Below are 23,805 nucleotides of genomic sequence, written 5' to 3' on the forward strand. Positions count from 1 at the left end.
ACACATGAAATTGAAAAAAATGCTTAGCGTAATGGCTGCTGGCGCACTTATGTCTGGCTCTGTATACGCAGGTTCTATCGGCTACATCACTAAATCAGCAACAAACTCAGGTTGGATGATGATCAACCAGGGTGCAGCAGACGCAGCTCAAGAAGCGGGCGTTGACCTAGTAACTGTAGGTCCAGCATTCCAAGGCGACCTATCAAGCCAGCTAGAAGTGTTCGAAAACCTAGTAGCACAGGGTGTGGATGCAATCGGTATCGCGCCAGTTGACTCTTCAGGTGTTGCTCCAGCAGTAAACGATGCAATGGATGCAGGTATCCCTGTTGTTGCAATCGATACTGGCGTATCAGGCGCTGCAGTTACGTCATTCGTTGCTACAGACAACTACGCAGTGGCTAAAGTACAGGGTGCTGTTGCAGCAACTCTGATCAACGATGGCGATGCGATCATCTACGTGACGGGTAACCAAGCTCAGTCTACTGGCCAAGAGCGTCGTAACGGCTTCGTTGAAGCGTTCAAAACAGCTCGTCCAAACTCTGAAATCTTAGAAGTACCAACTGAGTGGGACTCTAACCAAGCTCAGGAAGGTGTTGAAGCGATCCTAAACTCACGCAGCGACATCAAAATGGTTGCTAACGCATGGGACGGCGGCACTATGGGTGCTAAAGCAGCGATGGAAAACCTTGGCCTAGGCGCAGGTGACATCAAACTGGTTGGTTTCGACGGCGCAACTGACGCAATCGAAGCGATGGATAAAGGTTGGGTACACGCTGACACAGCTCAGATGCTTTACCAGATGGGTTACCAAGGCATCAAAGCTGCGGTTGCTGCATCACAGGGTAAAGATGTATCACCACGCATCGACACTGGTTTCTTCCTAGTGACTCCATCTACTTCAGGTGCTTACAAAGACCTAGTAGGTATCAAGTAAGTTTTACTTACACTCCGTCGAGATCGGGCATTAGCCCGATCTCTTCTTTAACTGTTTAAAACAAACGGTCCTGAATAATGACTTCTAAAAGCCTTCAAGATAAAGCGATCGGCGTTACGGTTTCTTTCTTCCGTAAAGAGTGGTCTGGCGCACTGCTGGCGATTCTGATTCTTGCTCTAGCCATTGAGCTAGTAACGGATGGTAAACCCTTCTTCCATCCCACTAACTTAATGACCATTCTGAACAACTCAGCCGCTATCGGTATTGTTGCGGGTGGTATGACGTTGGTGATTCTTGCGGCAGGTATCGATCTTTCGGTTGGATCTGTTATGGGCTTAATCGCAGCGGTCACCGGTTACATTGTTAGCTACTGGGGTTTCCCACCTTGGTTAGCGATCATGTCTGGCCTAGCGATGGGTGCATTAGTGGGTATTATTCATGGCACGTTGGTCGCCTATCTCGGGATGCCGGCCTTTATCGTTACCCTGGCGGGTCTTTCGATTTGGCGTGGTACGGCACACCTTTCAACGGATGCGCGTGCAACACCTAAGCTACCTGAAACGTTCGACCTATTTGGTCGCTACAACCCCTTTGCCGAACTTCGTGCTGATTACAAAGCGGGTGAACTGAGCGGCTTTATGGAGTCGATTGGCGCCTTCGTGAACGAGCACTGGATGGACTTCTTCCGTACCTTCCAGATGTCTATGATCATCTTCATCGTCTTCTTCATTCTGTTGGCGGTCGTTGTATCCAACATGCGTTTGGGTCGATACATCTATGCGATTGGTAGTAACGAACAGGGCTCTCGCCAAGCGGGTATCAATACGCGTCTCTACACTCTCTACACCTACGTAATCTGTTCGATGGGCGCTGCATTGGGTGCGATGCTCTTCCTAGGTCGCGCGCCTTATGCAAAATCTGACTACGGCCAGATGTGGGAGCTGGATGCCATTGCTGCGGTTGTTATTGGTGGTACCTCTCTGTTTGGTGGCCGCGGTACGATCATCGGTACCTTCATGGGTGTCATCCTTCTGAAACTGATCAATAACGGTCTGACCCTGGCTCAGCTAGAGACTTTCTGGCAGATGGTGGTACTGGGTCTGATCATTTTGGTTGCCGTTGGATTGGATATTGTTCGCCAATCTAAATCAGCGGTTAAAGTTCAGCGTATGCTGGGTGTTGTGGCTCTGGTTCTTGCTCTGTTTGCCTGCTTAACACCGGGTTCTGCACTGATCAGCTCGGCGATTTCACTGCATGAGCACAACAGCATGGTGGCAATGCAAGCAGCTGGACTTGATCTTGCGGCTAACCAAACGGCTCGCCTACTGGATGCGCCGGCTGTGGCTGAACTACAAGCCATTGTGTCTGGCAACTGGCAATCCTTCGCGTCGCTTCTCGTGCTTGTGTTGGGTGCCGTGGCTGTAGCTGTGACCTTGAAACGTTCACTGGCGCTTATCCTTGCAGCCGTCTACGTGGCAGCAGCGGTTCTGCTAGTATCAATGGGCATGGCAGCTGTTGCGCCTCTATTGATCTTGGGTGCGGTAGTACTGGCTGGTATGACGACGGTGCCTTACATGTTTGAAAGAGCTCGTACGCTAGAAGGCTAATCACCCAATGATTAAAAAACCCCATCGCCTAGGCTATGGGGTTTTTTGTTGAAAGCAAATAGCATCGCGGCCTTTTTAAGACCGCTCCAACAGTACGTGCAGTACCCCTTCAATGCACTTAGTTGGAGCCTTATCGAAGATGAGGCGAATGGGGATTGAAAGAATCGCGACCTTTGCAAGATCGCTCCAACGGTAATTTGGTGGTGAACTTAGTAAGGCTAGCTCTCGTAAGTGTTTCTCGTTAGAGTAAAAAGATAACAATTAGGAAGTTACCCTACATGCCTGTCATTGCACTCGTTGATGATGATCACGAGATACGCTCACTGCTCTCGGATTACTTAGAGAAAAACAGTTTCACGGTACTTGCGTTTGAGTCGGCTGAAGCGCTGCTTGAGGGCGACTACAGTGCTGCCGAGCTGTTGATTCTTGATGTCGGTTTGCCGGGCATGGATGGACTGGCTCTCTGTCGTACTCTGCGTCAGGACTCCAACTTGCCGATCATTATGCTCACCGCTGCCAGTGACGATGTGGATCGTATCCTGGGTCTTGAGTTGGGTGCAGATGATTACATGGGTAAACCCTTTAACCCTCGCGAATTGTTGGCTCGCATTAAAGCGCTGCTGCGTCGATCCGCCCCCGTCGAATCACCAACTGCTAGCTCTACTCTACTGTTAGACAGGGCGAAACGAACCGTGTCAGTCAATGGTGAAGCGCTTAGTTTGACTGGGGCTGAGTTTGATCTGTTGGCGCTACTGCATGGCCATGACGGTGTCATCAGCCGTGATCAGCTCAGCATGGAGCTTAAGGGGCATGCGGCGCTTCCGCAAGATCGTTCGATTGATACCTTAGTCAGTCGACTCCGCACCAAATTGACCCCCTTCAGCGAGGATGAGACGATCAAATCCATTCGCGGCAAAGGGTACCACCTGGTTCTAAAATGATCGGTTTTTGGTCCCGCCTACGCGATCGGCTGATGCCTAAGTCGATCATTGCACGCATGTCTCTGGTGTTGATCATCGGTGTCTTAGTGGCACAGGCGGTCAGTTCTTATGTCTGGACACGCCAGATTCAACAGGCAGAACGCGAGCGTCTCGTCGAGATCTCGGAAGTGATGGGGGCGCGCATAGGTCAAACGATTCAGTTCTTCTCTAAACTGCCGCGTGAATATCGACACATCGTACTCGATCAGCTGCGCGATATGGGCGGCACGCGCTACTTTGTCTCGATTAACAGTCAAAAGATTCATCTAGAGACCTTGCCCAACACTGAGCTGCAGCAGCTTGTTGGTGAGCGTGTAAAACAGAATGCAGCCCGCCAATTAGCCTATAAATCTGAAGACTTTGCCGTTGAGTTTGTAGCGTTTTCGAATCTTCGCATTCTCTCTGATGACAACCTAATGGTGCAGCTGCCACCCAAATGGCAGCGGTTTGCCCTGTTAGATCCCGGTGATGACAGCCCTGTCGTTGTTGTGCAGCTTAAATTAAACCCGGACGAGTGGGTCTATCTGGCCACTGTATTCCCCGGTGGGGATTTCATGGGCAGTACTCTGTTTGAGTCTGAGCGGTTGGTCTCTTTAGTCGCTGTGACATTGACCGTGGTTGTGTTGGTGACCCTGCTGGTTGCCGGTATTGTTCGACCCTTGCGAAGGTTGGCTCGTGAGGCAGATGCTCTGGGGCGCGGAAAAACCCCCTCTCTGATTCCGGCCGAGGGTACGCGGGAGATGCAGACAACGATTCGTGCCTTTAACCAGATGGCGCAACGGCTAGAGAAGTTCATCTCCGATCGTGAGAAGCTGTTTGCCGCAATCTCCCATGATCTGAAAACCCCTCTGACACGCGCCCGCTTGCGGGTTGAGATGATTGATGACGATAAACTGCGTGATAACCTGATCGGCGACATTGAGAACGTCGATCTGCTGGTCAAAGCGTCCTTGCAGATGATTAAAGATGGCGCCATTCACGAGAATAGCGAACAGATCGATCTGAAACAGGTGATTGAGTCAGCCCTTGCCAGTGCAGAGATCGAAGGGCTGCCCAGCTCTGCGACACTGCCCGATGAGTTTGTCTTAGAGGGTCGCCGTCTCTCGCTTGAACGCCTGTTTACTAACCTGATCGATAACGCGTTGCACTACGGGCGTGGAGTCGAGATCTTTGGCCATAAAGAGCCGGAAGACAATGAGTTGGTGGTGCAGGTGTGTGACCGAGGCCCGGGTCTCAGTGATGAATTGAAGCAGCGAGTCTTTGAGCCTTTTTATCGCATCGATAAAGCGCCCTCATCGGTTCATGTCGGTCTGGGCATGGGCATTGTTAAGTCGATTGCCCAGCTGCACGGAGCCAGTATTGAGCTGCTTGATCGTGAAGGGGGCGGTTTGATCGTTGAGCTTCGTTTTCCATTGTCACACTTTGTAACAGAACGAAACTCTGCGTAAGACTCAAGTTGTTATATTGATTTTAGTGAATCTGTCCGCAGGTTCCCTAGGTATTCTTACCTATAAACAACAATAAAGAGGTTTACTCAATGATCAAACGTACTTTAGCTGCATGCGTAGCTGCAGCAACACTATCAACTGCAGCACAAGCTGCTGACGTAGAAGTTCTTCACTACTGGACAAGTGGCGGTGAAGCGAAATCGGTTGCATACCTAAAAGAGAAACTGACTGAAGCGGGTGTGGGCTGGAAAGATTTCGCAGTTGCTGGTGGTGGCGGTGAGAACGCAATGACCGTTCTTAAGTCACGTGCAGTATCGGGTAATCCACCGACTGCAGCACAGATCAAAGGCCCATCGATCCAAGAGTGGGGTGAGCTAGGTTTCCTATCAGACATCGACAGCGTCGCTAAAGCGAACAACTGGGATGCACTTCTACCTGGTGTGGTTTCGGATGTAATGAAGCACGATGGTAAATACGTAGCGGCTCCAGTAAACGTACACCGCGTAAACTGGTTGTGGGCTAACCCAGAGATCTTCCAAAAAGCGGGCGCTACCATCCCAACCACTTGGGACGATTTTCTAGTTCAAGCTAAAAAGATCCAAGACGCTGGCTACATTGCACTAGCGCACGGTGGCCAAGCTTGGCAGGACGCGACTGTATTTGAAGCCGTTGTGCTTGGTGTTGGCGGTCCTGAGTACTACCAGAAAGCATTCGTTGAGCTAGATGCAGACGCTCTTAACAGCGCAACCACTGAAGAGGTGTTCCGCGTATTCGGTGAGATCCGCGGTCTGATCGATGAGAACTCTCCAGGTCGTGACTGGAACGTTGCGACATCAATGGTCATCAATGGTGAAGCAGCCATGCAGATCATGGGTGACTGGGCTAAGGGTGAATTCACGGTTGCGGGTAAGACACCAGGCGTTGATTACGCATGTGTTGCAGCACCAGGCACGTCAGGTTCATTCACGTTCAACGTCGACTCTTTTGCCTTCTTCGCGCAGTCTGATGCTGACGCACAGAAAGCTCAACAAGAGATGGCTAAGCAGATCCTAGGTCAGGACTTCCAGAAAGTCTTCAACCTTAACAAAGGGTCTATTCCAGCACGTCTAGGCATGGCTCGTGACGAGTTCGATAGCTGTGCACACGCGTCAATGGATGCCTTTGTATCTTCTGCACAAACTGGCGGTCTAGTACCAAGCTTCGCGCACGGTATGGCTGTCCCTGAAGCCGTTTCTGGTGCTATCTACGATACCGCTACTAACTTCTTCAACTCAGATCAGTCGGCTGCTGAGGGTAAAGCTCAGCTAATCGCTTCTATCCAAGCAGCGATGTAATCCGACCAAGAGCCCTCAACCCTGGGGGCTCTTATTTATTTTTTTAGGAGATTCACGATGAGTGTGTCAAAGGCTAAAAAGCCAATGACGCTAGAGTCCTTATTGCCAAAAATTGTGTTAGCCCCCACCACCGCGGTGATGTTGGTCTGCATGTATGGCTTTATGATTTGGACCGGAGCGCTATCTTTTACCAAGAGTCGAATGTTGCCTCAGTGGGACTTTGTCGGCTTTGATCAATACGCCAAGCTGTTTGCTAACCCGCGCTGGGATGTGGCTCTGAATAACCTGGTAGTGTTTGGCGTTCTGTTTATCGCGGTCTCGTTACTGCTAGGTCTGTTCCTAGCGATCCTACTGGATCAAAAAATTCGTTTAGAGGGTACGCTGCGTACCATCTATCTCTACCCCATGGCGGTCTCGTTTGTGGTCACGGGTACGGCCTGGAAGTGGATCCTCAACCCAGGTCTAGGTCTTGAGAAACTGGTCCGTGATTTAGGCTTCGAGAACTTCGAGTTCCGCTGGCTGGTTGAGCAGGACATGGCGATCTACACCATCGTGATTGCAGCGGTATGGCAGTCGAGTGGTTTTGTTATGGCGATGTTCCTTGCGGGCCTTCGTGGTGTTGACGACAGCTTGATTAAAGCAGCTGAGATTGACGGCGCGAGCAAGATGAAAGCCTATTGGTATGTGATTCTGCCTATTCTGCGTCCGGTCTTCTTCAGTGCGATTGTCATTCTCTCTCACATTGCGATTAAGAGCTTTGACCTGGTGCAAGCGTTGACTGGCGGTGGTCCGGGTTACGCGTCTGACCTACCGGCTAACTTTATGTACACCTACGCCTTTAACCGAGCGCAGATGGGTGTGGGTGCCTCCAGTGCGATGATTATGTTGATGGGTGTGTTGGCGATTATTGTGCCGTACCTCTACTCAGAACTACGAGGTGGAAAAAATGGTCGCTAATCGTTCATTTAACTTAGGTCGTCTATTTATTTATGGCTGTCTGCTCGCTTTTGCGCTGTTCTACCTAGCGCCGCTCTATGTGATGCTGACAACCTCGTTTAAAGACATCGAAGAGATTCGTAGCGGTAACCTACTGGCACTGCCACAGGATCCAACCCTGTACGCTTGGATCAAAGCGTGGAGCAGTGCGTGTACCGGTTCCGAGTGTCAGGGTCTGGCACCCTTCTTTATGAACAGTGTGAAGATCGTCGTTCCGGCCGTCATTCTGTCGACTGTTATAGGTGCGCTGAACGGCTACGTGCTCTCGAAGTGGCGTTTCCGCGGCAGCGACCTAATGTTTGGTATGTTGCTGTTTGGTTGCTTCATTCCGTTTCAGGTAATTCTGCTGCCGATGGCGCGTCTACTGGCTGAATTGGGCTTGGCGAACACGGTGACCGGTCTGGTTCTGGTGCATGTCATCTACGGGGTTGCGTTTACAACGCTTTTCTTCCGTAACTTCTATGTCTCTGTGCCGACTGAGTTGGTGAAAGCGGCGCAACTGGATGGCGCAAGCTTTTTCCAGATTTTCCGCCACATCTTCCTGCCGGTATCTCTACCTATCTTCACGGTTACGATCATTTGGCAGTTCACTCAGATCTGGAACGACTTCCTATTTGGCGTGGTCTACTCAGGTCCGGGCACGCAACCGATCACGGTGGCACTGAACAACCTAGTCAATACATCAATGGGCGGTAAAGAGTACAACGTCGATATGGCGGCTGCCGTGATTGCAGCGCTTCCCACTCTGTTGGTCTACATCTTTGCAGGTAAATATTTTGTACGCGGCCTGACAGCTGGCGCGGTAAAAGGATAACAATTATGGGCTCTCTATTAATCGATAACGTCACTAAATCCTTTGGTGAAACAGACATCCTTAAAGGAATCAACATCGACATTCAGGATGGTGAATTCCTCATTCTGGTAGGCCCATCAGGCTGTGGTAAGTCTACGCTGATGAATATCATCGCGGGTCTTGAAGATGCGACCAGCGGCACACTCGAGTTGGCCGGCAAGGATGTGACTCTAGCATCGCCTAAAGATCGCGACATTGCGATGGTCTTCCAAAGCTACGCGCTCTACCCAACAATGAACGTTGCGCGCAACATCTCCTTTGGCCTTGAGATGCGTAAAGTCCCTAAAGAGGAGCGTGATCGCATCGTCAACGAAGTGGCTAAGCTGCTTCAGATCGATCACCTACTGGATCGTAAGCCGAGCCAGCTTTCAGGTGGTCAGCGTCAACGTGTTGCCATGGGCCGTGCCCTAGCGCGTTCGCCGCGCGTCTTCCTATTCGACGAGCCTCTATCGAACTTGGATGCTAAGTTGCGTGTAGAGATGCGTACTGAAATCAAGAAGCTGCACAAGCGTCTTGGCACGACCATTGTTTACGTGACGCACGATCAGATCGAAGCGATGACTCTGGCTGATCGTATTGCCGTTATGAAAGATGGCATCGTGCAACAGTTGGGTACTCCGGACGAGATCTACAACAACCCAGCCAATATGTTTGTCGCAGGATTCATGGGCTCGCCGCCGATGAACTTTATTGAGGTCGACATCAAAGAGGGGCAAGCGGTTGTTGAATCCGCGGGTGAAACTCATCACCTAAAACTGCCTTGTGCCGAGGCAATTGCTGCAAAAGGCCTTGATCGTGTGGTGTTGGGCATTCGTCCAGAGATGATCACCGAGCCTAAGCCGGCACCTGAAGATCAGGATTGGTTGCACAGCATGAAGTTGGACTTTGATGTTGTGGAGCCTATGGGGGCTGACACTATGGCGATTGGTCAATGGAACGGCATTGATGTTCACTCACGTCTCTCCCCTAAAGCGGGCATGACGGCAGGCGCTGGTACAGAGGTGCAGGTTAATACGGCGAAAGCGGTCGCGTTTGATATCCAAACCGGTGAGCGTATCTGCTAAACCTTGCCCTATATCTGTTGGAGCTTTCTCGAAGAGGAGGCGATGAGCGTTAAAGTATCGCGACCTTTGCAAGATCGCTCCAACGGTTCGTACAGTCTCTCTAAACGCTCTTGTTGGAGCTTTCTCGAAGAGGAGGCGATGAGCGTTAAAGTATCGCGACCTTTGCAAGATCGCTCCAACAGTTCGTGCAGTCTCTCGTTAACGCTTTTTGTTGGAGCCTTATCGTAGATGAGGCGATGAACGGTAAAGCATCGCGACCTTTGCAAGATCGCTCCAACAGTTCGTGCAGTCTCTCGTTAACGCTTTTTGTTGGAGCCTTATCGTAGATGAGGCGATGAACGGTAAAGCATCGCGACCTTTGCAAGATCGCTCCAACGGTTCGTGCAGTCTCTCTAAACGCTCTTGTTGGAGCCTTATCGCAGATGAGGCGATGAACGGTAAAGCATCGCGGCCTTTTTAAGACCGCTCCAACGGGGTAGTTAATTCGCCTCTATCTCTTTTAACGCTGTCTCTAATTGGTCGAGATTCAAAGGCTTCGGCATCACTCGATCGGCCCCTTTCGCCAGCAGGTTGTCTGCCTCATTACCCACCGTGGCACCGGTAACCCCAATAATCGGAAGCGTTGCACCCCAGGATCTCAGCGTTTCGGTCAGTTCATAGCCATCCATTATCGGCATCATGATGTCAGTAATGATTAGGTCAAAGCTCTGCTTAGAGTAGGCGTCTAGGGCTAATTGACCGTTCTCTACATCAACCACCTCGGCACCCTCGCGTGTCAGTATGGTTTTGCCAAGCATTCTTAATGTGGCGGTATCTTCGACTAGTAGTATCTTTTTGCCTTTGATTGCATGCTCTTTTGCTGCTGCTGCTGCTGCTGCTGCTTCTTCGTGTTTGGCCTGTTTGAGTGTGAAACTCAGGGTAAAGATGGCACCCCCTTCAGGGTTAGGGCTGAAGACCAAATCTCCATTAGATAAACTGCGTGCAAGTTCGCGACTGATATGCAGACCGAGACCGGTTCCGGACGCTTTAGTGTCGCCTCGTTCAAAGGCCTCAAAAAGTCGATCAACATCTTTGTCGGGAATGCCTTTGCCATTATCAATGATCTGCAATCGATATTCGGTTTCCTCTTCTGAAGCCTTATGACTTAGATCTAATGTGACCTGAGTGCCCTGACTGTGCACAATGGCATTTTTAGTCATATTAATAATGATTTGGCGAATCTGTTTTTTAAAACCAATATGATTCCCATCACTGTTGCCGCGCACCTGAATATCGACACCGTATTGATTGGCCGTGTAGTAGAGAGTGTGGCTAGCCTCTTTAATGATGCGATAGACCGAAAGTTGGGTCTCGACTCGACTCTCAGTGATTAATGATTTATCGGTGCCTACCCTCATATCATCCAGCACGTCGAGTAGGTGTTGGGACGTGGCATGTACCTCCTCAATTCGCCGGTTGTGCCCATCTTGAAGCCGCAGCTCATTCAGTTGCATATTTAAGGCGGCAGCAGGGGTTCTTAATTCGTGCCCAATGATGGCAAACATCTTATCTTGCTGCTTTAGTGTTTTTGCAAGCGATGAAGAGGCTTGCATCGCTTGTTCAGAGGTCTCTTCAATCTGGTGAATGGCGCGCAGCATAAATCGGAATATCAGTATTAAAAGAAACTGAGTCACCAATGCAAAGAGAATGGATCGCCCTGCTAGTTGATCGGTCCTATCATGTTTTGATGCCAATAAGCTTATATAGGTCTCTTCAGTGACATCATACAATTGCTCTATTTCGTCAAGGGCCTCAGTTGCTTTTAAAAAGAGATCGAGATCGTAGTCTTTTGTTGGATCTTTCAACTCCATGAAACGGTATCGATCTAATCGCTCAAAGTGCTCAACGATCTGCTGTTCGATGATTTCAAAATCGAGTAAAAATTCTGACGGGGAGCTACTTGCATTGGCCTGTTCGAAGGCTTCTATGGTGTTTCGGGTGTTGCTAAGGATCTCCGTAACTCGACCTTCTGCAATGTAAAGAGCATTACGTGGAGCCAGTCCAGAATTGGCTAAGCCCGTTATGCCGCGAAGGACACCCAATTTTTCAATCAGATCGGGTAGGTGTACAAAGATGGTTCGGCCGGCTGTGTACGAGAGGGTGCCCTCTTCCAACTGTACTCCTGAATCACGGTAGATTTGAAAAAGCTCTTTTAACAGTTGCTCAGAATAGGCACTCTTTCTTAAAAAGATCTCGTAGTACTGTCCATCGACGGAGAGAATCTGATCGATTTCGGCGTCTGGGTAATCCATCGCTTCCAGCGCTTCGACTAGGTTAAAACTGGCGCTTTCGCAGAGCTGAATGAGCTCACTAGAGGGTGTGGGTTCAATTCGCGCCAGTGTGCAGAGCCCACGAAACTCACCCAGTCTGGTAATGCTGTTGCGATAGAGCTTCTGCTGTTGCGTCGCTCGCTCATAAGCTAGATGTCTTTGGTGGTCTGAATAGAATCCTTGCAGCGTGATCCCTACCGCAAAAAAGAATAGACCTTGCATGGCGAGAATGACGACTTTCAGCCAGAGAGGGATGCGTTTAATGCTGTCGAGCATGTGGATCATTGAGAGCACTCATATTTTGTTTATCTATGCGAAGACAACACAACTTTCGCAATCAGTTAGAGTCAGCATAGACGGCTTTGTAGTAAAATCCAATAAAGTCACAACTTTTTTATCTGTCACTAATGACAGTTTGTTTTTAGGGAACAGATATGGCGCAAAACTCCACCGTTTTTAAAATCTTTCTGCAAATTGCCGATATGGATCGCAACTACTACGCCGATCATTCACTAACACTTGCCAGACACCCCTCGGAGACAGATGAGCGCATGATGATGCGCCTGTTAGCCTTTGTGATGAACGCGCAAGAGCGTCTGGAGTTTACCCGTGGCCTCTGTGAAGAGGATGAACCCGATCTATGGCTAAAGAGCTACGCTGATGAGATCGAGCTCTGGTTAGAAGTGGGGTTGCCGAGTGAAAAACGTTTGAAGAAGGCGTGCAACCGCTCACAAAAGACGGTTTTGATCACCTATGGTTCAGATCAGGCCTTCAACCCTTGGTGGGAAGGTGTGAAAAAGTTGGTCGCTAGCTATAAGAGTTTGACGATCTACCGCATCAGCGAGGATCAAAGTGAGGCGTTAACCGCCTTGGCCGAGCGCGGTGCGCAAATCAGCGCGTCGATTACTGATGGGCAGATCTGGTTCAGTTCAGAGGCTGGCTCAGCGACCATTGATCCACAACAGATCTACCCAGCCACTTAAAACCCGGCGGTATAAAAGCAACAGTGATTACTGCAGCTGTTGCACCAGATCGTTACAGGTCTGCAGCTCCTGCACAAAGGGTGAGTACTCAGTCGAGTTGACCACCGCTTTGATCGGTTTGTCATCATCGAAGGTGATCACCAGCTCGCACTTCCCTTGGTTCGGGCTCTTATTGGGCATCATGTCTGAGTGGTAGGTCCAGACCCAAGTGTGTGGCCCCTCTTGTGCGATGGTACGCGGTTGTCCGAGCTGCATCTCGATGGTTGCTTTGTCCTTCTCAATAAGAAGGTCGCTGATCTCTTCGGTGGTTTTAAACCGAAGGTCCGGTGCTGTAGCACAAGCAGTGATACTGAGAGACGCGAGTATAAGGGCAGTGTGTCTAAACATGGTGATCTCCTTAAGCAGTAACATTAATCACGTTTAGCCGTTTGCGGTAGGACAAAGGGCATGGACTCAGTCGGTGTCCGATTCACTCGAACCGGCCACTGATAGGCTGTTGAAAGATTGTCATCGGTTAACACGGCATCGGGCGACGCTTGGATCAGCAGTCGTCCCTTCTCAAACAGTGCAATGCTGTCCGAGAACATCGCGGCCAAGTTCAGGTCGTGCATGACGCAAATGACACCACCGCCAGCGTTGGCATAGTCTCTAGCAAGTTGCATCACTTCGATTTGGTGGCCGATGTCCAAAGAGGAGACTGGCTCATCGAGCAGCAGCCAGTTGGCTTTAACATCGATCACAGGCTGCCAGACTTGTACCAGAATACGTGCCAGTTGAACGCGCTGTTTCTCACCGCCAGAGAGCTCTTGATAAAAACGTGATTCAAAGCCTTCTAAACCGACACGCTGGAGAGCCTGAAATGGACGTTCTGATCGGCGATCTAGGTCCGCCATCTGTACCACTTCCAACACAGTAAAGGGGAAAGCCAACTGGGTCGCTTGCGGTAGAATCGCGCGGCGTTTGGCGAGTGTTTGGTGTGAAAGATCAGCTAGGTTTTCGCCATCAAAATGAATCTCGCCTCGGTAATCAATTTCACCTGAGAGTGCCCTTAATAGGGTGGTTTTCCCCGATCCATTCGGTCCTGCAATCGAGACCAACTGCCCCGGTTCGGCGCGAAAATCGACCTTCGACAGTACCTCGGTTTGGTGGAATCCTACGCTGAGATCCTTGGTGATAATCATGATTAGAGATCCAGCAGATTACGATTACGCAGCAGCAGGTAGAGGAAGAATGGCCCACCCAATATCGCCATGACAATGCCGATGGGTAGCTCCGCCGGTGCAATCAGTGTACGACTGAGAATGTCGGCTAACATAAGAGCAATAGCGCCTAACAGTGCCGCGGCAGGCAGTAGATAGCGATGGTTTGGTCCTATGACCAGGCGCAGCAGGTGGGGCACGATGATGCCGACAAATCCGATCGCACCTGAAACGGCTACGGCGACCCCAACGGATAATCCAACCAGTAGGATAGCGGCTCGTTTAAGACGCTGCACCGAAACGCCTAAATGCATGGCAGCGGCTTCACCCAGCGCTAAACGGTTTAAGCCAGAAGCGAGTAACGGAGCTAACAGTAGCGAGATTAGCATCAACGGCCCAGCGACTTTCAGTGAGCTCCAACTAGCACCGGCAATGGAGCCAAGATTCCAGAAGGTTAGGTTACGCAACTGACTGTCGTTGGAGTAGTAGATCAACAATCCCGACAGTGCCGCAGCAAAGGCGCTGAGTGCTAAGCCAGCTAACAGCATCACGGCGACCGAGGTTCTGCCTTGACGCGTCGCGATCTTGTAGAGAATCAGCATACAGCCCCAGCCACCTAAGAAGGCCGCGATTGGGACCAGAAATCCACCGATACTATTTAAGAGTGAGATGGGTAACAGCCCACCTATGACAATGGCTGTCACGGCACCCAAACCTGCACCGGAGCTGACACCAATAAGACCTGGATCAGCCAAAGGGTTGCGGAACAGCCCCTGCATAATGGCACCCGAGACAGCTAAGCTAGCGCCGACCAATAGGCCCATGACTGTTCTGGGGGCGCGAATATCAAACAGGATGACCTGCTCTTGAATGCCGATGGCTTCGCCCTGCATTAACGCCCAAAGTGAGCTGGCGAGAGAAGTGTTTGATGAGCCAATGGTCAGGCTGAATAGGGCAACCAGGCACAGAGCCAACATCAATAGAGAGATGGTGAACTTTGCCTGTAAAGAGCGATCGCCCGTAGCCTGCATTAGCTCTTCTTAAGGCCGTAGATGTGAAGAGTTCGACCGGTCATCTCATAGCCGTGCTCTTTCGCGATCTCTTCGATGCGAGCGTTGATGATGGGGTCGTTAAACTCTTTAACTTCACCGGTTTTAACACAGACGATGTGATCGTGGTTGTCATCCGACGCCAGCTCAAAGACTGAGTGGCCGTTCTCAAAACGGTGACGCATAACAAGACCGGCCGCTTCAAACTGAGTCAGAACACGGTAGATCGTGGCTAAACCTATCTCTTCGCCCTGAAGCATGAGGTGCTTGTAGATGTCTTCAGCACTCCAATGGTCATTCTCATTGGCATCTTCGAGTAGCTGGTAAATCTTGATGCGCGGAAGAGTCGCTTTGAGTCCCGCTTTTTTAAGTTCTTGGTTGCTTGAAGACATAGTTGTTCTCGTCAATGTTTACTGTTCAGACGCTAAGAGACATCTTAGCGGGCCTCGTTTTTAGGTTCAATTTTACCTAGGTCATCCGTGACTAAAAATCGGTGTTGTTTCAATGCTAGATAGACCGTATCACCCACGCTGGGGGCTTGAACTGCATGACAGGTCACCGCAAGTGACTGGCCATCCTCCAAGAGCACACTCAATAGAGATTGCCCACCACGAAAACGCTTGGATTCTACCTGTGCGCTAACCTCGCTCTGTTCAACAATCTCGACATCATCCGGTCGTATAAATAGCTCTTTATTGTAGGGTGCCTCACTCACCTCGGTGGTTGAGCGGCTCTGGCCAAACAGAGAGTTCACATGCTGGGTATCGACGTACTCTGCTTTTATGAACTCACCTTCGCCGATGAATTCAGCTACAAACCGGCTTTTCGGCTCGTAATAGATCGCTTCAGGCAGGCTGATCTGTTCCAGCTTGCCTTGATTCATAACCGCAACGCGATCTGCAAAAGCAAAGGCCTCTGCCTGATCGTGTGACACCATCAGCGTGGTAATTTGCTCTTGCTTTAGTAGCTCGGCAATTTCCGGAATGAGCTCATCTCGCAGTGCGGCGTCCAAGCCAGAAAAGGGCTCATCGAGTAGCAGTAGATCGGGTTTGGGTGCCAGTGCTCTCGCTAAGGCGACACGTTGCTGTTGTCCACCTGATAGCTCATGTGGGTAACGACCGCCCATGCCTTGTAGGCCGATCATTGTAAGTAACTGCTCACTTCGGGCTTTAGCCTGTTGGCTTGACCACTCAAACAGTCCGAACTCAATGTTTTCCCTGACGCTAAGATGGGGAAACAGAGCGATGTCCTGAAACACCATACCGATGTTGCGCTGTTCCGGCGGGAGTTGAGACTTTCCATCATCCAGACGTTTTGTGCCCAGCATGATGCTGCCGCTAGAGAGCGCGTGAAATCCTGCAATGCAACGCAGTAGCGAAGATTTGCCACAGCCACTGGGCCCCAACAGGCAGATGAGTTCGCCCTGTTGAATGTTCAGTGTGACCCCATTCACAACCGACAGATCAGCATACCCGGCATAAGCATTCTCAATACTTAGGTGTGTAGATGTCGGTATGTTTGACTCAATACTCATAGAGTTCCTTAGTGCTTGTGGCGGCTTATGGCACGATTCAACAACAAAACTGGGACTAGCCCAACGGCAACGATCATTAATGAGGGTGGTGCCGCCTCGATAAGCTGTTCATCCGAAGCCAGCTCAAAGGCCCGAACGGCCAGGGTGTTAAAGTCGAACGGGCGCAGCATTAACGTAGCCGGCAGCTCTTTGAGGACGTCAACAAAGACCACCAGTAGTGCAGTTAGAAGACTGCTCTTCATTAAGGGCGCATGGATTTGTCGCAACACTTGAAAGGGGGATCGTCCCATCCCTTTGGCCGCTTCATCCAGGCTAGGGCTAATTTGCCCCAAGCCAGACTGCACACTGCCAAGCGCGACGGCTAAAAAGCGCACGGTGTAGGCGATCAACAGAGCAAACAGAGTGCCACTGAAGATCAACCCGCTCATACCTAAGCCGAAGCGTTCGGAGAAAGCAAGCAGACTCTGATCGACAAACACTAGCGGTGCTAAGACTCCAATGGCGATAATGGTACCCGGCAGTGCGTAGCCCAATGCGGCGAACTCTGTGGCCTGTTTCACCAGTGAACCGGAATTAAAGCGTTGGGTGTACGCCAGCAGCGTGGCCAGAACAAGGGCGATTAGCGCTGCAAGACCTGCCAAATAGAAAGAGTTCCAAGAGAGGATGAGGAAGTCACTCCACGGCATTTGCGCATCAAACACCGACCAAGAGAGCAGTTGACCGGCCGGCAACAAGAAGCCAAAGAAAAACGGAATGAAACAAGCCAGAGCCGCCAACCAAGCGCGTCCACCGTTAAGCTGAATTCGGCTAGCCATCGCTCGAGATCCTGCTCGGACGTTGTAGCTCAGTTTGCGTCGTGAATAGCGCTCGACAAAGATCAATGTCGCCACGAACACTAGCAACAGACTGGCTAACTGTGCCGCACCATTGGCATCACCAAAGCCATAGAAGGTTCTAAAGATACCAGTAGAGAAAGTTGGAATACCGAAGTACTGCACTGTTCCATAGTCGGCCAGTGTCTCCATCAAGGCCAAACTGACGCCGGCAATGATGGCGGGTCTAGCCATCGGAATGGCGACCTTGATAAAGGCTCGAAACGGTGAGTAACCAAGATTGCGAGACGCTTCAAAACTAACAGCTGACTGCTCAAGGAAGGTCGCGCGAGCCATCAGGTAGACGTAGGGGTAGAGCACCAACACCAACATAGCAATGGCACCGCTGTGAGATCGAATCTCCCAGAACCAGTAGTCACCATAGCCCCAACCGGTCAGTTCACGCAGTAGGGTTTGTACTGGGCCGGCAAAATCGAGCATACCGGTATAGGTATAGGCGATGACGTAGGCGGGCATAGCTAACGGAAGAAGCATTCCCCAATCGAGCCAACGACGACCGGGGAAGTCACACATCGCTGCCAACCAAGCAGCCGGTACTCCCATAATGACGGTGCCGATACCAACACCAGCCATCAGGATTAAAGAGTTGAGAACGTAGTCGGCGAGGACGGTATCAAGAAGGTGAGAGAAAGCCTCAGATCCAGCAAATAGGGACTGACTAACAACGGTTAGAATGGGAAGGGCAACCAGACCGGCGATCGATAAGGCTACCCAATTTGCTCGGATACTATTGATAGTTAACTCTCATCTGTTTTACTTCCAGCCAGCACGATCCATAAGGCGAAGGGCCTCTTGGTTCAGTTCGCCAAGTTTAGACAGTGCCACGTCATCGCTCTTAGCTGTGCCAAAGGCTTTTAGTACATTGGATGGCTCAACGCCGGCTACGACAGGGTACTCATTGTTGACTTCAGCGTACCACTCTTGTGCTTCCTGGCTCACCATGTACTCAAGTAGGGCAACTGTTTCGTCACGATTCTTAGATGACGCCGTCAATGCAGCACCACTGATGTTGAAATGGGTACCGCGATCGTTCTGATTGGGCCAGAACACCGCTAGCTGATCAGCAACCGCTTTGTCACTCGCTTTATCAGAGCGAACCAAACGCGCTAAGTAGTAGGTGTTGGCAATAGCGATGTCACAGACACCCGCGGCTGCCGCTTTTAGTTGGTCAGTATCACCGCCAGCCGGTGGGCGAGCAAAATTAGCCACTAGACCTTCAACCCAAGCTTCTGTTGCTTCGACACCGTTAGCAGCAATCGCAGAGGCAATCAGTGACTGGTTGTAGACATTGCTTGAGGAGCGAATACAGATACGACCTTTCCACTGCTCATCGGTTAGTGCTTCGTAGGTACTGAGTTGTTCTGGATTAACTCGATCTTTGGCATAGATGATTGGGCGAGCACGACTGGTCATACCAAACCAGTGGTTGTCACTGTCGCGCAGGTTGGCAGGAATCGCCTCGTTCAATGCAGTGGATTCAACCGGCTGAGTTAGACCCATCTCTTTCGCGCGGTGAAGACGTGCAACGTCTGCAGTGATAAGAAGATCCGCAGGGGAGGCGCCACCTTCCATCTTCAAACGGCTTAACAGTGCATCATCTTTACCGGTGAGCAGGCGTACTTCGATACCTGTCTTCTCGGTAAACTGATTCAGTAATGGTTGAATCAGGGCCTCTTTACGTGATGAATAGAGGTTAATGTCAGCGACAGCAGTGGTAGTAAAGCAGAGTGCTGCTACAGCGCTAATACGACGAATCCACATGTTTGTTTCTCCTTGAAGGTACGAATTATAAACCGGCCTTACTCATTCCTTAAATAAGAGCCTTAGAACATTTGAGAATCATTACTACTAATTTATTGAAGTAATGATGCGATTCTACATGAGAATCATTTGCATTTGCAATAAGGTTTTGCAAATAGATTTTGACATCGTCCCGCTCTTTAGTAGGCTGTCCCTTGTCGTTAAATCATAAGAGTCATGGCAATGAGCGTTGTTCAGTTTCACGAATACCCCACCCAAGATGGTTATAAGCTGTTAGAGATCTCCCTGAATGCTGAGAAGTCCCTCAATGCGTTGACGTTGGAGATGATTCAGCTGATCGAGCCTCGTCTGGACCAGGCGGCAAAGGATGACTGCATCAAAGCGGTGCTATTAACTAGCGTCGGAGAAAAGGCATTTTGTGCCGGCGGGGATGTGGTTAGACTCTACCGCTCGATTACCTCAGGCGATAACCCCAACTTCCCGACCGAATACTTCACACACGAGTACCGTCTGGACTACCGCATTCACACCTTCCCTAAACCGATCATCTGTTGGGGCAGTGGCATAGTGATGGGCGGTGGTATGGGGCTGATGAATGGCTGCAGCCACCGTATCGTGACAGAGACGTCACACATGGCGATGCCAGAGGTGACGATTGGGCTCTTCCCCGATGTTGGTGGTTCATTCTTTCTGAACAGGATGCCGGGTCGTACAGGACTCTTCTTGGGTTTAACGGGTAACCCTATCTTCGCGGCGGATGCGTTGTTCTTAGGGTTAGCGGATCGCTTTATTGAATCGGCGCGATACACTGAGATGGTGACTGGCCTCCAATCAGCCGAATGGCACTGTGATAGTGTTCAGACGGTCAACCAGACGCTTCGCCAGTTAGAGCAGCAGTCGCAAGCGGCGTTTCGACAAGAGTCACCGATTCAAGATCACTATGATTTCATTCAATCGGTGACTGATCAGGATGACTTAACTCAGTTGATGCAAGCAATGGCCAACATTGAGAGTGACGATCCATGGATTCAACGATCACAAAAGGCGATCACTCACGGGTCGCCTCTGTCGGTTCATTTAATTGCTGAGCAGTTGAAACGCACTCGTCATCTCTCTTTAAAAGAGGTGTTTATGTCCGAACTGGTACTGGCCGTTCAGTGCTGCCAACACCCTGAATTTCCTGAGGGCGTTCGAGCACTGTTGGTCGATAAGGATCGCAGTCCAAACTGGATGTTCAAGTCGGTTGATACTGTGGAGTCAGCCGTTGTTGAAGCGTTCTTTGAAGCGCCATGGCCGGTGAATCCGCTGGCTGATCTTTAAGACTCACAGACGATAGGGTATCAATGCAGGATAATATGCTGGTTATCTTGCATTGAACTCTGCCATTACTGATTAGCTTTGCGCTGAGCTTCGCGTTTCGCTTTTTTCTCTTGGCGACGTTGCTCGAAATCGTGCACTGCGTCTTTACCCAAGTGATGTTCGCCACGCGCTTTTGCCAATTCGAGCTGGTGCTGGCGCTCTTGAAAACGTTTACGCTGCTTATCGGTTACTTTGTCGTAGCAGTGGTGACAGCTTAACCCCTCTTGGAAGTGTTCATTCTGACGATCTTTAGCGGATAGCGGCATACGACAGGCGTGGCAGAGTTGGTAGTCACCGGGCTCTAAACCGTGTCCAACCGATACACGGTTGTCGAAGACGAAACATTCACCATCCCACATCGAGTTATCGGCAGGCACCTCTTCAAGGTATTTAAGAATGCCGCCCTCTAGGTGGTAGACCTCATCAAAGCCCTGTTCACGGAGAAACGCGGTCGACTTCTCACAACGGATACCCCCAGTACAGAACATGGCGACTTTTTTATGCTTACTTGGATCTAGCTGCTCTTTAACGTAGCTAGGGAAGTCACGAAAGGTGTCGGTATGAGGGTTGATGGCCCCTTTAAATGTACCGATATCCACTTCGTAGTCATTACGTGTGTCGACCAACAGTACTTCTGGATCGGAAATCAGGTCATTCCACTCGTTAGGTTTGACATAAGTGCCGACGGTTTTCAGTGGATCGATGCCTTCAACACCCATTGTGACGATTTCACGTTTCAGTTTTACCTTGGTGCGGTAGAAGGGTTGCTCATCAAAGAACGACTCTTTGGAGCTGACTTGATCCAGCGGTGGGTGCTCTTTAAACCATGCGTAGAGCGCATCGATCGCTTCACGGCTACCAGAGACCGTGCCGTTGATACCCTCTTTAGCCAGGATTAACGTACCGCGAATATCTTGCTCGTTCAGGAACTCCAGCAGAGGCTGCCGCAGTGCTTCACACTCCTCGAAGCGAACAAATTGATAGAGTGCGGATACAACGATATTGGCCATAATCTCCCCGGCGTAATCTGGATAGTTGAAAACCGCGCAATTTTACCAGATAAGGCATTGAGGTTTATAGAGTAGAGTTTTCAAGCTTGAAAAACGTTAGAATAGCGTGGTTCAGATAAACAACTTTTTTGGGGCTTAGGTAGTGGCAGATAGAGAGATGATCGGTTTTATTGGGCTTGGCGTTATGGGTAAAAACTTGGTGCTCAACCTCGTTGATAATGGTTACCAAATTGCAGCCTTTGACCTGGATGCCAACAAAGTAGATGACGCGATCGCTCAAGCAGCTGCTGAAGTTCCGGATCGCCCTCAACCGATTCAAGCCTGTTCATCGCTCGGTGAACTGTTAGCGGCTTTGCCTTCACCAAGAACCATTTTTGTCTCTGTGCCAGCAGGTGATCCTGTCGATGCAGTCTGCCGTCAGCTGATTGAGGCAGGCGTTGAAGGCGATGATATCGTTGTGGATACCGGAAACTCACTCTGGACCGACACTCGTGATCGTGAAGTGAACTATAAAGAGCACTTTACCTTCTTCTCTACTGCGGTATCGGGTGGTGAAGTCGGTGCACGCTTCGGCCCTTCTTTGATGCCATCTGGCGATCAAAAAGCTTGGTCACGTTTACGCCCTATTATGGAGGCGATCGCAGCGAAAGTGGATGCAACCACAGGACTCCCTATTGAGCGTCGTGAGCCCGGTAATCCAGTCACTGAGGGTGAGCCTTGTGCGACGTACATTGGCGATTCTGGTGCAGGCCACTACGTAAAAATGGTTCATAACGGCATCGAGTATGCCGACATGCAGTTGATCTGTGAGGTCTACCACTTCATGCGGTACGCCATGCAGATGGCTCCCTCCGAGATCGCTTGTGTATTCCGAGAATGGAGTCGTGGCCCACTGCACTCCTACTTGATCGAAATCAGTGCTGAAGTTCTGGATCAAGAGGATCAGTTTACCGGCCTGCCGTTGGTCGATGTCATTCTTGATAAAGCGGGTCAAAAGGGTACCGGTTTATGGACCGCGGTTAGTGCCCTTCAGCTAGGTACACCTGCGCCAACGCTGACCAATGCAGTCTTTGCTCGCTCACTATCCACCCTTAAATTGATTCGCGTTGAAGCGTCTAAAGTTCTGTCTGGCCCAACAGATGTTACTTTAGATACTCCCAAAGAGCAGTTAATTGAACAGCTGCATGATGCACTCTACTGTGCAAAAATTTGTGCCTACGCGCAGGGTTATCATCTGATGCAGATGGCAGCAAAAGAACAGGGTTGGGCGCTCGATTTATCCGCCATCTCAAGAATTTGGCGTGCCGGGTGTATTATTCGTGCAGCGTTTCTTCAGCCGATCTCAGCAGCGTTTCAGCGTAATCAGGATCTGCCAAGCCTGCTAATGGATCCGTTTTTCTCTGAAAAGTTGGCTAAACATCAACATAATTGGCGCGCGATTGTGGCGCAATCAGCTCTAGCGGGTATCCCTGCTGGGGCGATTAGTTCCGCCCTAGGTTACTACGACTCATTCCGAACCGAGGTGCTGCCTGCCAACCTACTGCAAGGTCAGCGAGACTATTTTGGTGCGCATACATTCGAGCGAACAGATCGTGATGATGGAAAATACCACGTGCGTTGGAGTGAACCGGGTAGGCCGATGGAGAAGGTGTAAATACCTACTCCCCAGGTTGAGGGCCTTCGTAGCCCTCGACAACCACTAGATCAGCAATGCCTGCATGTTCACGTAGCGCTTTAGCATTTTGGTAGCCAGAGGAGTGGTAGCAATTCAACGCCTGTTGGTAACTCGGGAACTCAATGATCACATGGCGTGATCGTACGCTCCCCTCAACCTGTTGGTTATCGCCTGCACGGACTAAAAATTTAGCCCCATACTGTTTAAATGGCTCAGTATTAGCGGCCTGATAGAGTTTGTAACCCTCTGGGTCTGAGATATCGACATGAGCCATCCAGTAACCTTTAGCCATCGTGTTTTACCCTTTTGATTCTAATGGCACCTAGCCTAACCTCAGAACAGTCACTGCTCAAGATACTGCTTTTACACTGGTTTAATATCGTTCTTAAAACGTCTAGTGTTGATAAGGGTTAGGATTAGGATAACCGTTGCAACGCCTAGCATTGGCCATTCAGCATTCAACAGATGAGTGGCCACGGCACCTATCATCACGCAGTTGAGCCCTACTGATGTGATTAAGCGAAGCCGCTTAACCCAAATAACTAAGCCTCCGATCACTTCGACGACACCGGTGAAATACATAAACCAGAGCGGGTAACCCCAGCGTTCAAAGGCTTCTAATTCAAACTCCAGACCAAGCAGCTTAGCACTGCCTGATGCAACGAAGATGAGAGTGACTAATGGGGTGATTATCTTATCCATGTGTATCCTTTTAGGTGGGTGGGTATGGATTAAGTGTAGTTGAGGATTTTGGAGGTGGGGCGGGATTTTTATGGGAATGTGTGGCGGGTGTGACTCGCGCCGTCCTGGCCCTCGG

Annotated in this window: 22 protein-coding genes; 11 read left to right on the top strand and 11 right to left on the bottom strand. The window is 50.3% G+C overall.

Translation table 11 applies throughout. From position 1 onward, the window contains the following. The first annotated feature begins 4 nt into the window (after positions 1 to 4). The 8 genes from XMD564_RS07305 to XMD564_RS07340 all read left to right on the top strand — a co-directional run bounded on the left by XMD564_RS07305 (position 5) and on the right by XMD564_RS07340 (position 9,216). On the top strand, positions 5 to 934 hold the full coding sequence (locus tag XMD564_RS07305; RefSeq protein WP_173480154.1) for a sugar ABC transporter substrate-binding protein: 930 nt from the start codon (positions 5 to 7) through the stop codon (positions 932 to 934). A 77-nt stretch (positions 935 to 1,011) separates the two neighbouring features. Continuing rightward, on the top strand, positions 1,012 to 2,541 hold the full coding sequence (locus XMD564_RS07310) for an ABC transporter permease (RefSeq protein ID WP_173480155.1): 1,530 nt from the start codon (positions 1,012 to 1,014) through the stop codon (positions 2,539 to 2,541). Between the two features lie 278 nt (positions 2,542 to 2,819). Further along, positions 2,820 to 3,482, top strand: a complete 663-nt coding sequence (locus XMD564_RS07315) for a response regulator transcription factor (RefSeq protein WP_173480156.1) — start codon at positions 2,820 to 2,822, stop codon at positions 3,480 to 3,482. A gap of 32 nt (positions 3,483 to 3,514) precedes the next feature. Beyond that, the gene (locus XMD564_RS07320; protein WP_173508052.1) at positions 3,515 to 4,969 is read left to right on the top strand and encodes an ATP-binding protein; all 1,455 of its coding nucleotides are present in this window, start codon (positions 3,515 to 3,517) and stop codon (positions 4,967 to 4,969) included. Between the two features lie 89 nt (positions 4,970 to 5,058). Then, positions 5,059 to 6,303 (top strand): ABC transporter substrate-binding protein, encoded by a 1,245-nt coding sequence (locus tag XMD564_RS07325; RefSeq protein WP_173480157.1) that lies wholly within the window; start codon positions 5,059 to 5,061, stop codon positions 6,301 to 6,303. A gap of 57 nt (positions 6,304 to 6,360) precedes the next feature. Further along, positions 6,361 to 7,260: a carbohydrate ABC transporter permease gene (locus tag XMD564_RS07330; protein ID WP_173480158.1), complete on the top strand. Its 900-nt coding sequence runs from the start codon at positions 6,361 to 6,363 to the stop codon at positions 7,258 to 7,260. Further along, entirely contained in the window at positions 7,250 to 8,113 is an 864-nt protein-coding gene (locus tag XMD564_RS07335) for a carbohydrate ABC transporter permease (protein WP_173480159.1), read from the top strand. Before XMD564_RS07330 ends, XMD564_RS07335 begins: the two co-directional genes overlap by 11 nt. A gap of 5 nt (positions 8,114 to 8,118) precedes the next feature. Continuing rightward, the gene (locus XMD564_RS07340; RefSeq protein ID WP_173480160.1) at positions 8,119 to 9,216 is read left to right on the top strand and encodes an ABC transporter ATP-binding protein; all 1,098 of its coding nucleotides are present in this window, start codon (positions 8,119 to 8,121) and stop codon (positions 9,214 to 9,216) included. 479 nt (positions 9,217 to 9,695) lie between these two features. Here the strand turns inward: XMD564_RS07340 and XMD564_RS07345 are convergent, their stop codons facing one another. Further along, positions 9,696 to 11,810, bottom strand: a complete 2,115-nt coding sequence (locus XMD564_RS07345) for a hybrid sensor histidine kinase/response regulator (RefSeq protein WP_173508053.1) — start codon at positions 11,808 to 11,810, stop codon at positions 9,696 to 9,698. Positions 11,811 to 11,959: 149 nt separating this feature from the next. On the opposite strand from XMD564_RS07345, the gene XMD564_RS07350 reads away from it, so the two are divergent. Continuing rightward, positions 11,960 to 12,508: a YaeQ family protein gene (locus XMD564_RS07350; protein ID WP_173508054.1), complete on the top strand. Its 549-nt coding sequence runs from the start codon at positions 11,960 to 11,962 to the stop codon at positions 12,506 to 12,508. A gap of 27 nt (positions 12,509 to 12,535) precedes the next feature. Here the strand turns inward: XMD564_RS07350 and XMD564_RS07355 are convergent, their stop codons facing one another. The 7 genes from XMD564_RS07355 to XMD564_RS07385 all read right to left on the bottom strand — a co-directional run bounded on the left by XMD564_RS07355 (position 12,536) and on the right by XMD564_RS07385 (position 18,944). Next, positions 12,536 to 12,895 (bottom strand): outer membrane protein assembly factor BamE, encoded by a 360-nt coding sequence (locus tag XMD564_RS07355; RefSeq protein WP_173489021.1) that lies wholly within the window; start codon positions 12,893 to 12,895, stop codon positions 12,536 to 12,538. Positions 12,896 to 12,918: 23 nt separating this feature from the next. Then, the gene (locus XMD564_RS07360; RefSeq protein ID WP_173508055.1) at positions 12,919 to 13,689 is read right to left on the bottom strand and encodes a heme ABC transporter ATP-binding protein; all 771 of its coding nucleotides are present in this window, start codon (positions 13,687 to 13,689) and stop codon (positions 12,919 to 12,921) included. 2 nt (positions 13,690 to 13,691) lie between these two features. Further along, positions 13,692 to 14,738 (bottom strand): iron ABC transporter permease, encoded by a 1,047-nt coding sequence (locus tag XMD564_RS07365; RefSeq protein WP_173480166.1) that lies wholly within the window; start codon positions 14,736 to 14,738, stop codon positions 13,692 to 13,694. Continuing rightward, entirely contained in the window at positions 14,738 to 15,148 is a 411-nt protein-coding gene (gene fur / locus XMD564_RS07370) for a ferric iron uptake transcriptional regulator (RefSeq protein WP_173480167.1), read from the bottom strand. The genes XMD564_RS07365 and fur overlap by 1 nt, the downstream gene beginning before the upstream one ends. Before the next feature lie 44 nt (positions 15,149 to 15,192). Further along, positions 15,193 to 16,290, bottom strand: coding sequence for an ABC transporter ATP-binding protein (locus XMD564_RS07375; protein WP_173480168.1), 1,098 nt, complete (start codon positions 16,288 to 16,290; stop codon positions 15,193 to 15,195). A gap of 8 nt (positions 16,291 to 16,298) precedes the next feature. Continuing rightward, a complete protein-coding gene (locus XMD564_RS07380) occupies positions 16,299 to 17,756 on the bottom strand; it encodes an ABC transporter permease (protein ID WP_371740257.1) in 1,458 nt (485 codons plus the stop codon). A 180-nt stretch (positions 17,757 to 17,936) separates the two neighbouring features. Next, positions 17,937 to 18,944, bottom strand: coding sequence for a Fe(3+) ABC transporter substrate-binding protein (locus XMD564_RS07385; protein WP_173480169.1), 1,008 nt, complete (start codon positions 18,942 to 18,944; stop codon positions 17,937 to 17,939). A 222-nt stretch (positions 18,945 to 19,166) separates the two neighbouring features. Here XMD564_RS07385 and XMD564_RS07390 point away from each other — a divergent pair, with 222 nt between their 5' ends. After that, positions 19,167 to 20,264 carry an enoyl-CoA hydratase/isomerase family protein gene (locus XMD564_RS07390; protein ID WP_173480170.1) on the top strand — a complete coding sequence of 366 codons (1,098 nt, stop codon included), beginning with the start codon at positions 19,167 to 19,169 and terminating at the stop codon, positions 20,262 to 20,264. Positions 20,265 to 20,329: 65 nt separating this feature from the next. Here the strand turns inward: XMD564_RS07390 and XMD564_RS07395 are convergent, their stop codons facing one another. Next, positions 20,330 to 21,313 (bottom strand): rhodanese-related sulfurtransferase, encoded by a 984-nt coding sequence (locus XMD564_RS07395; RefSeq protein ID WP_173489025.1) that lies wholly within the window; start codon positions 21,311 to 21,313, stop codon positions 20,330 to 20,332. Between the two features lie 142 nt (positions 21,314 to 21,455). Here XMD564_RS07395 and gndA point away from each other — a divergent pair, with 142 nt between their 5' ends. Continuing rightward, the gene (gene gndA, locus XMD564_RS07400) at positions 21,456 to 22,967 is read left to right on the top strand and encodes an NADP-dependent phosphogluconate dehydrogenase (protein WP_371740258.1); all 1,512 of its coding nucleotides are present in this window, start codon (positions 21,456 to 21,458) and stop codon (positions 22,965 to 22,967) included. Positions 22,968 to 22,971: 4 nt separating this feature from the next. On the opposite strand, the gene XMD564_RS07405 is transcribed toward gndA, so the two are convergent. After that, entirely contained in the window at positions 22,972 to 23,280 is a 309-nt protein-coding gene (locus XMD564_RS07405; protein ID WP_173482747.1) for a DUF1330 domain-containing protein, read from the bottom strand. A 71-nt stretch (positions 23,281 to 23,351) separates the two neighbouring features. Continuing rightward, the gene (locus XMD564_RS07410; protein ID WP_173508056.1) at positions 23,352 to 23,690 is read right to left on the bottom strand and encodes a DoxX family protein; all 339 of its coding nucleotides are present in this window, start codon (positions 23,688 to 23,690) and stop codon (positions 23,352 to 23,354) included. Positions 23,691 to 23,805: the final 115 nt, after the last annotated feature.

Source organism: Marinobacterium sp. xm-d-564 (assembly GCF_013283345.1).
Lineage (GTDB): Bacteria > Pseudomonadota > Gammaproteobacteria > Pseudomonadales > Balneatricaceae > Marinobacterium_E.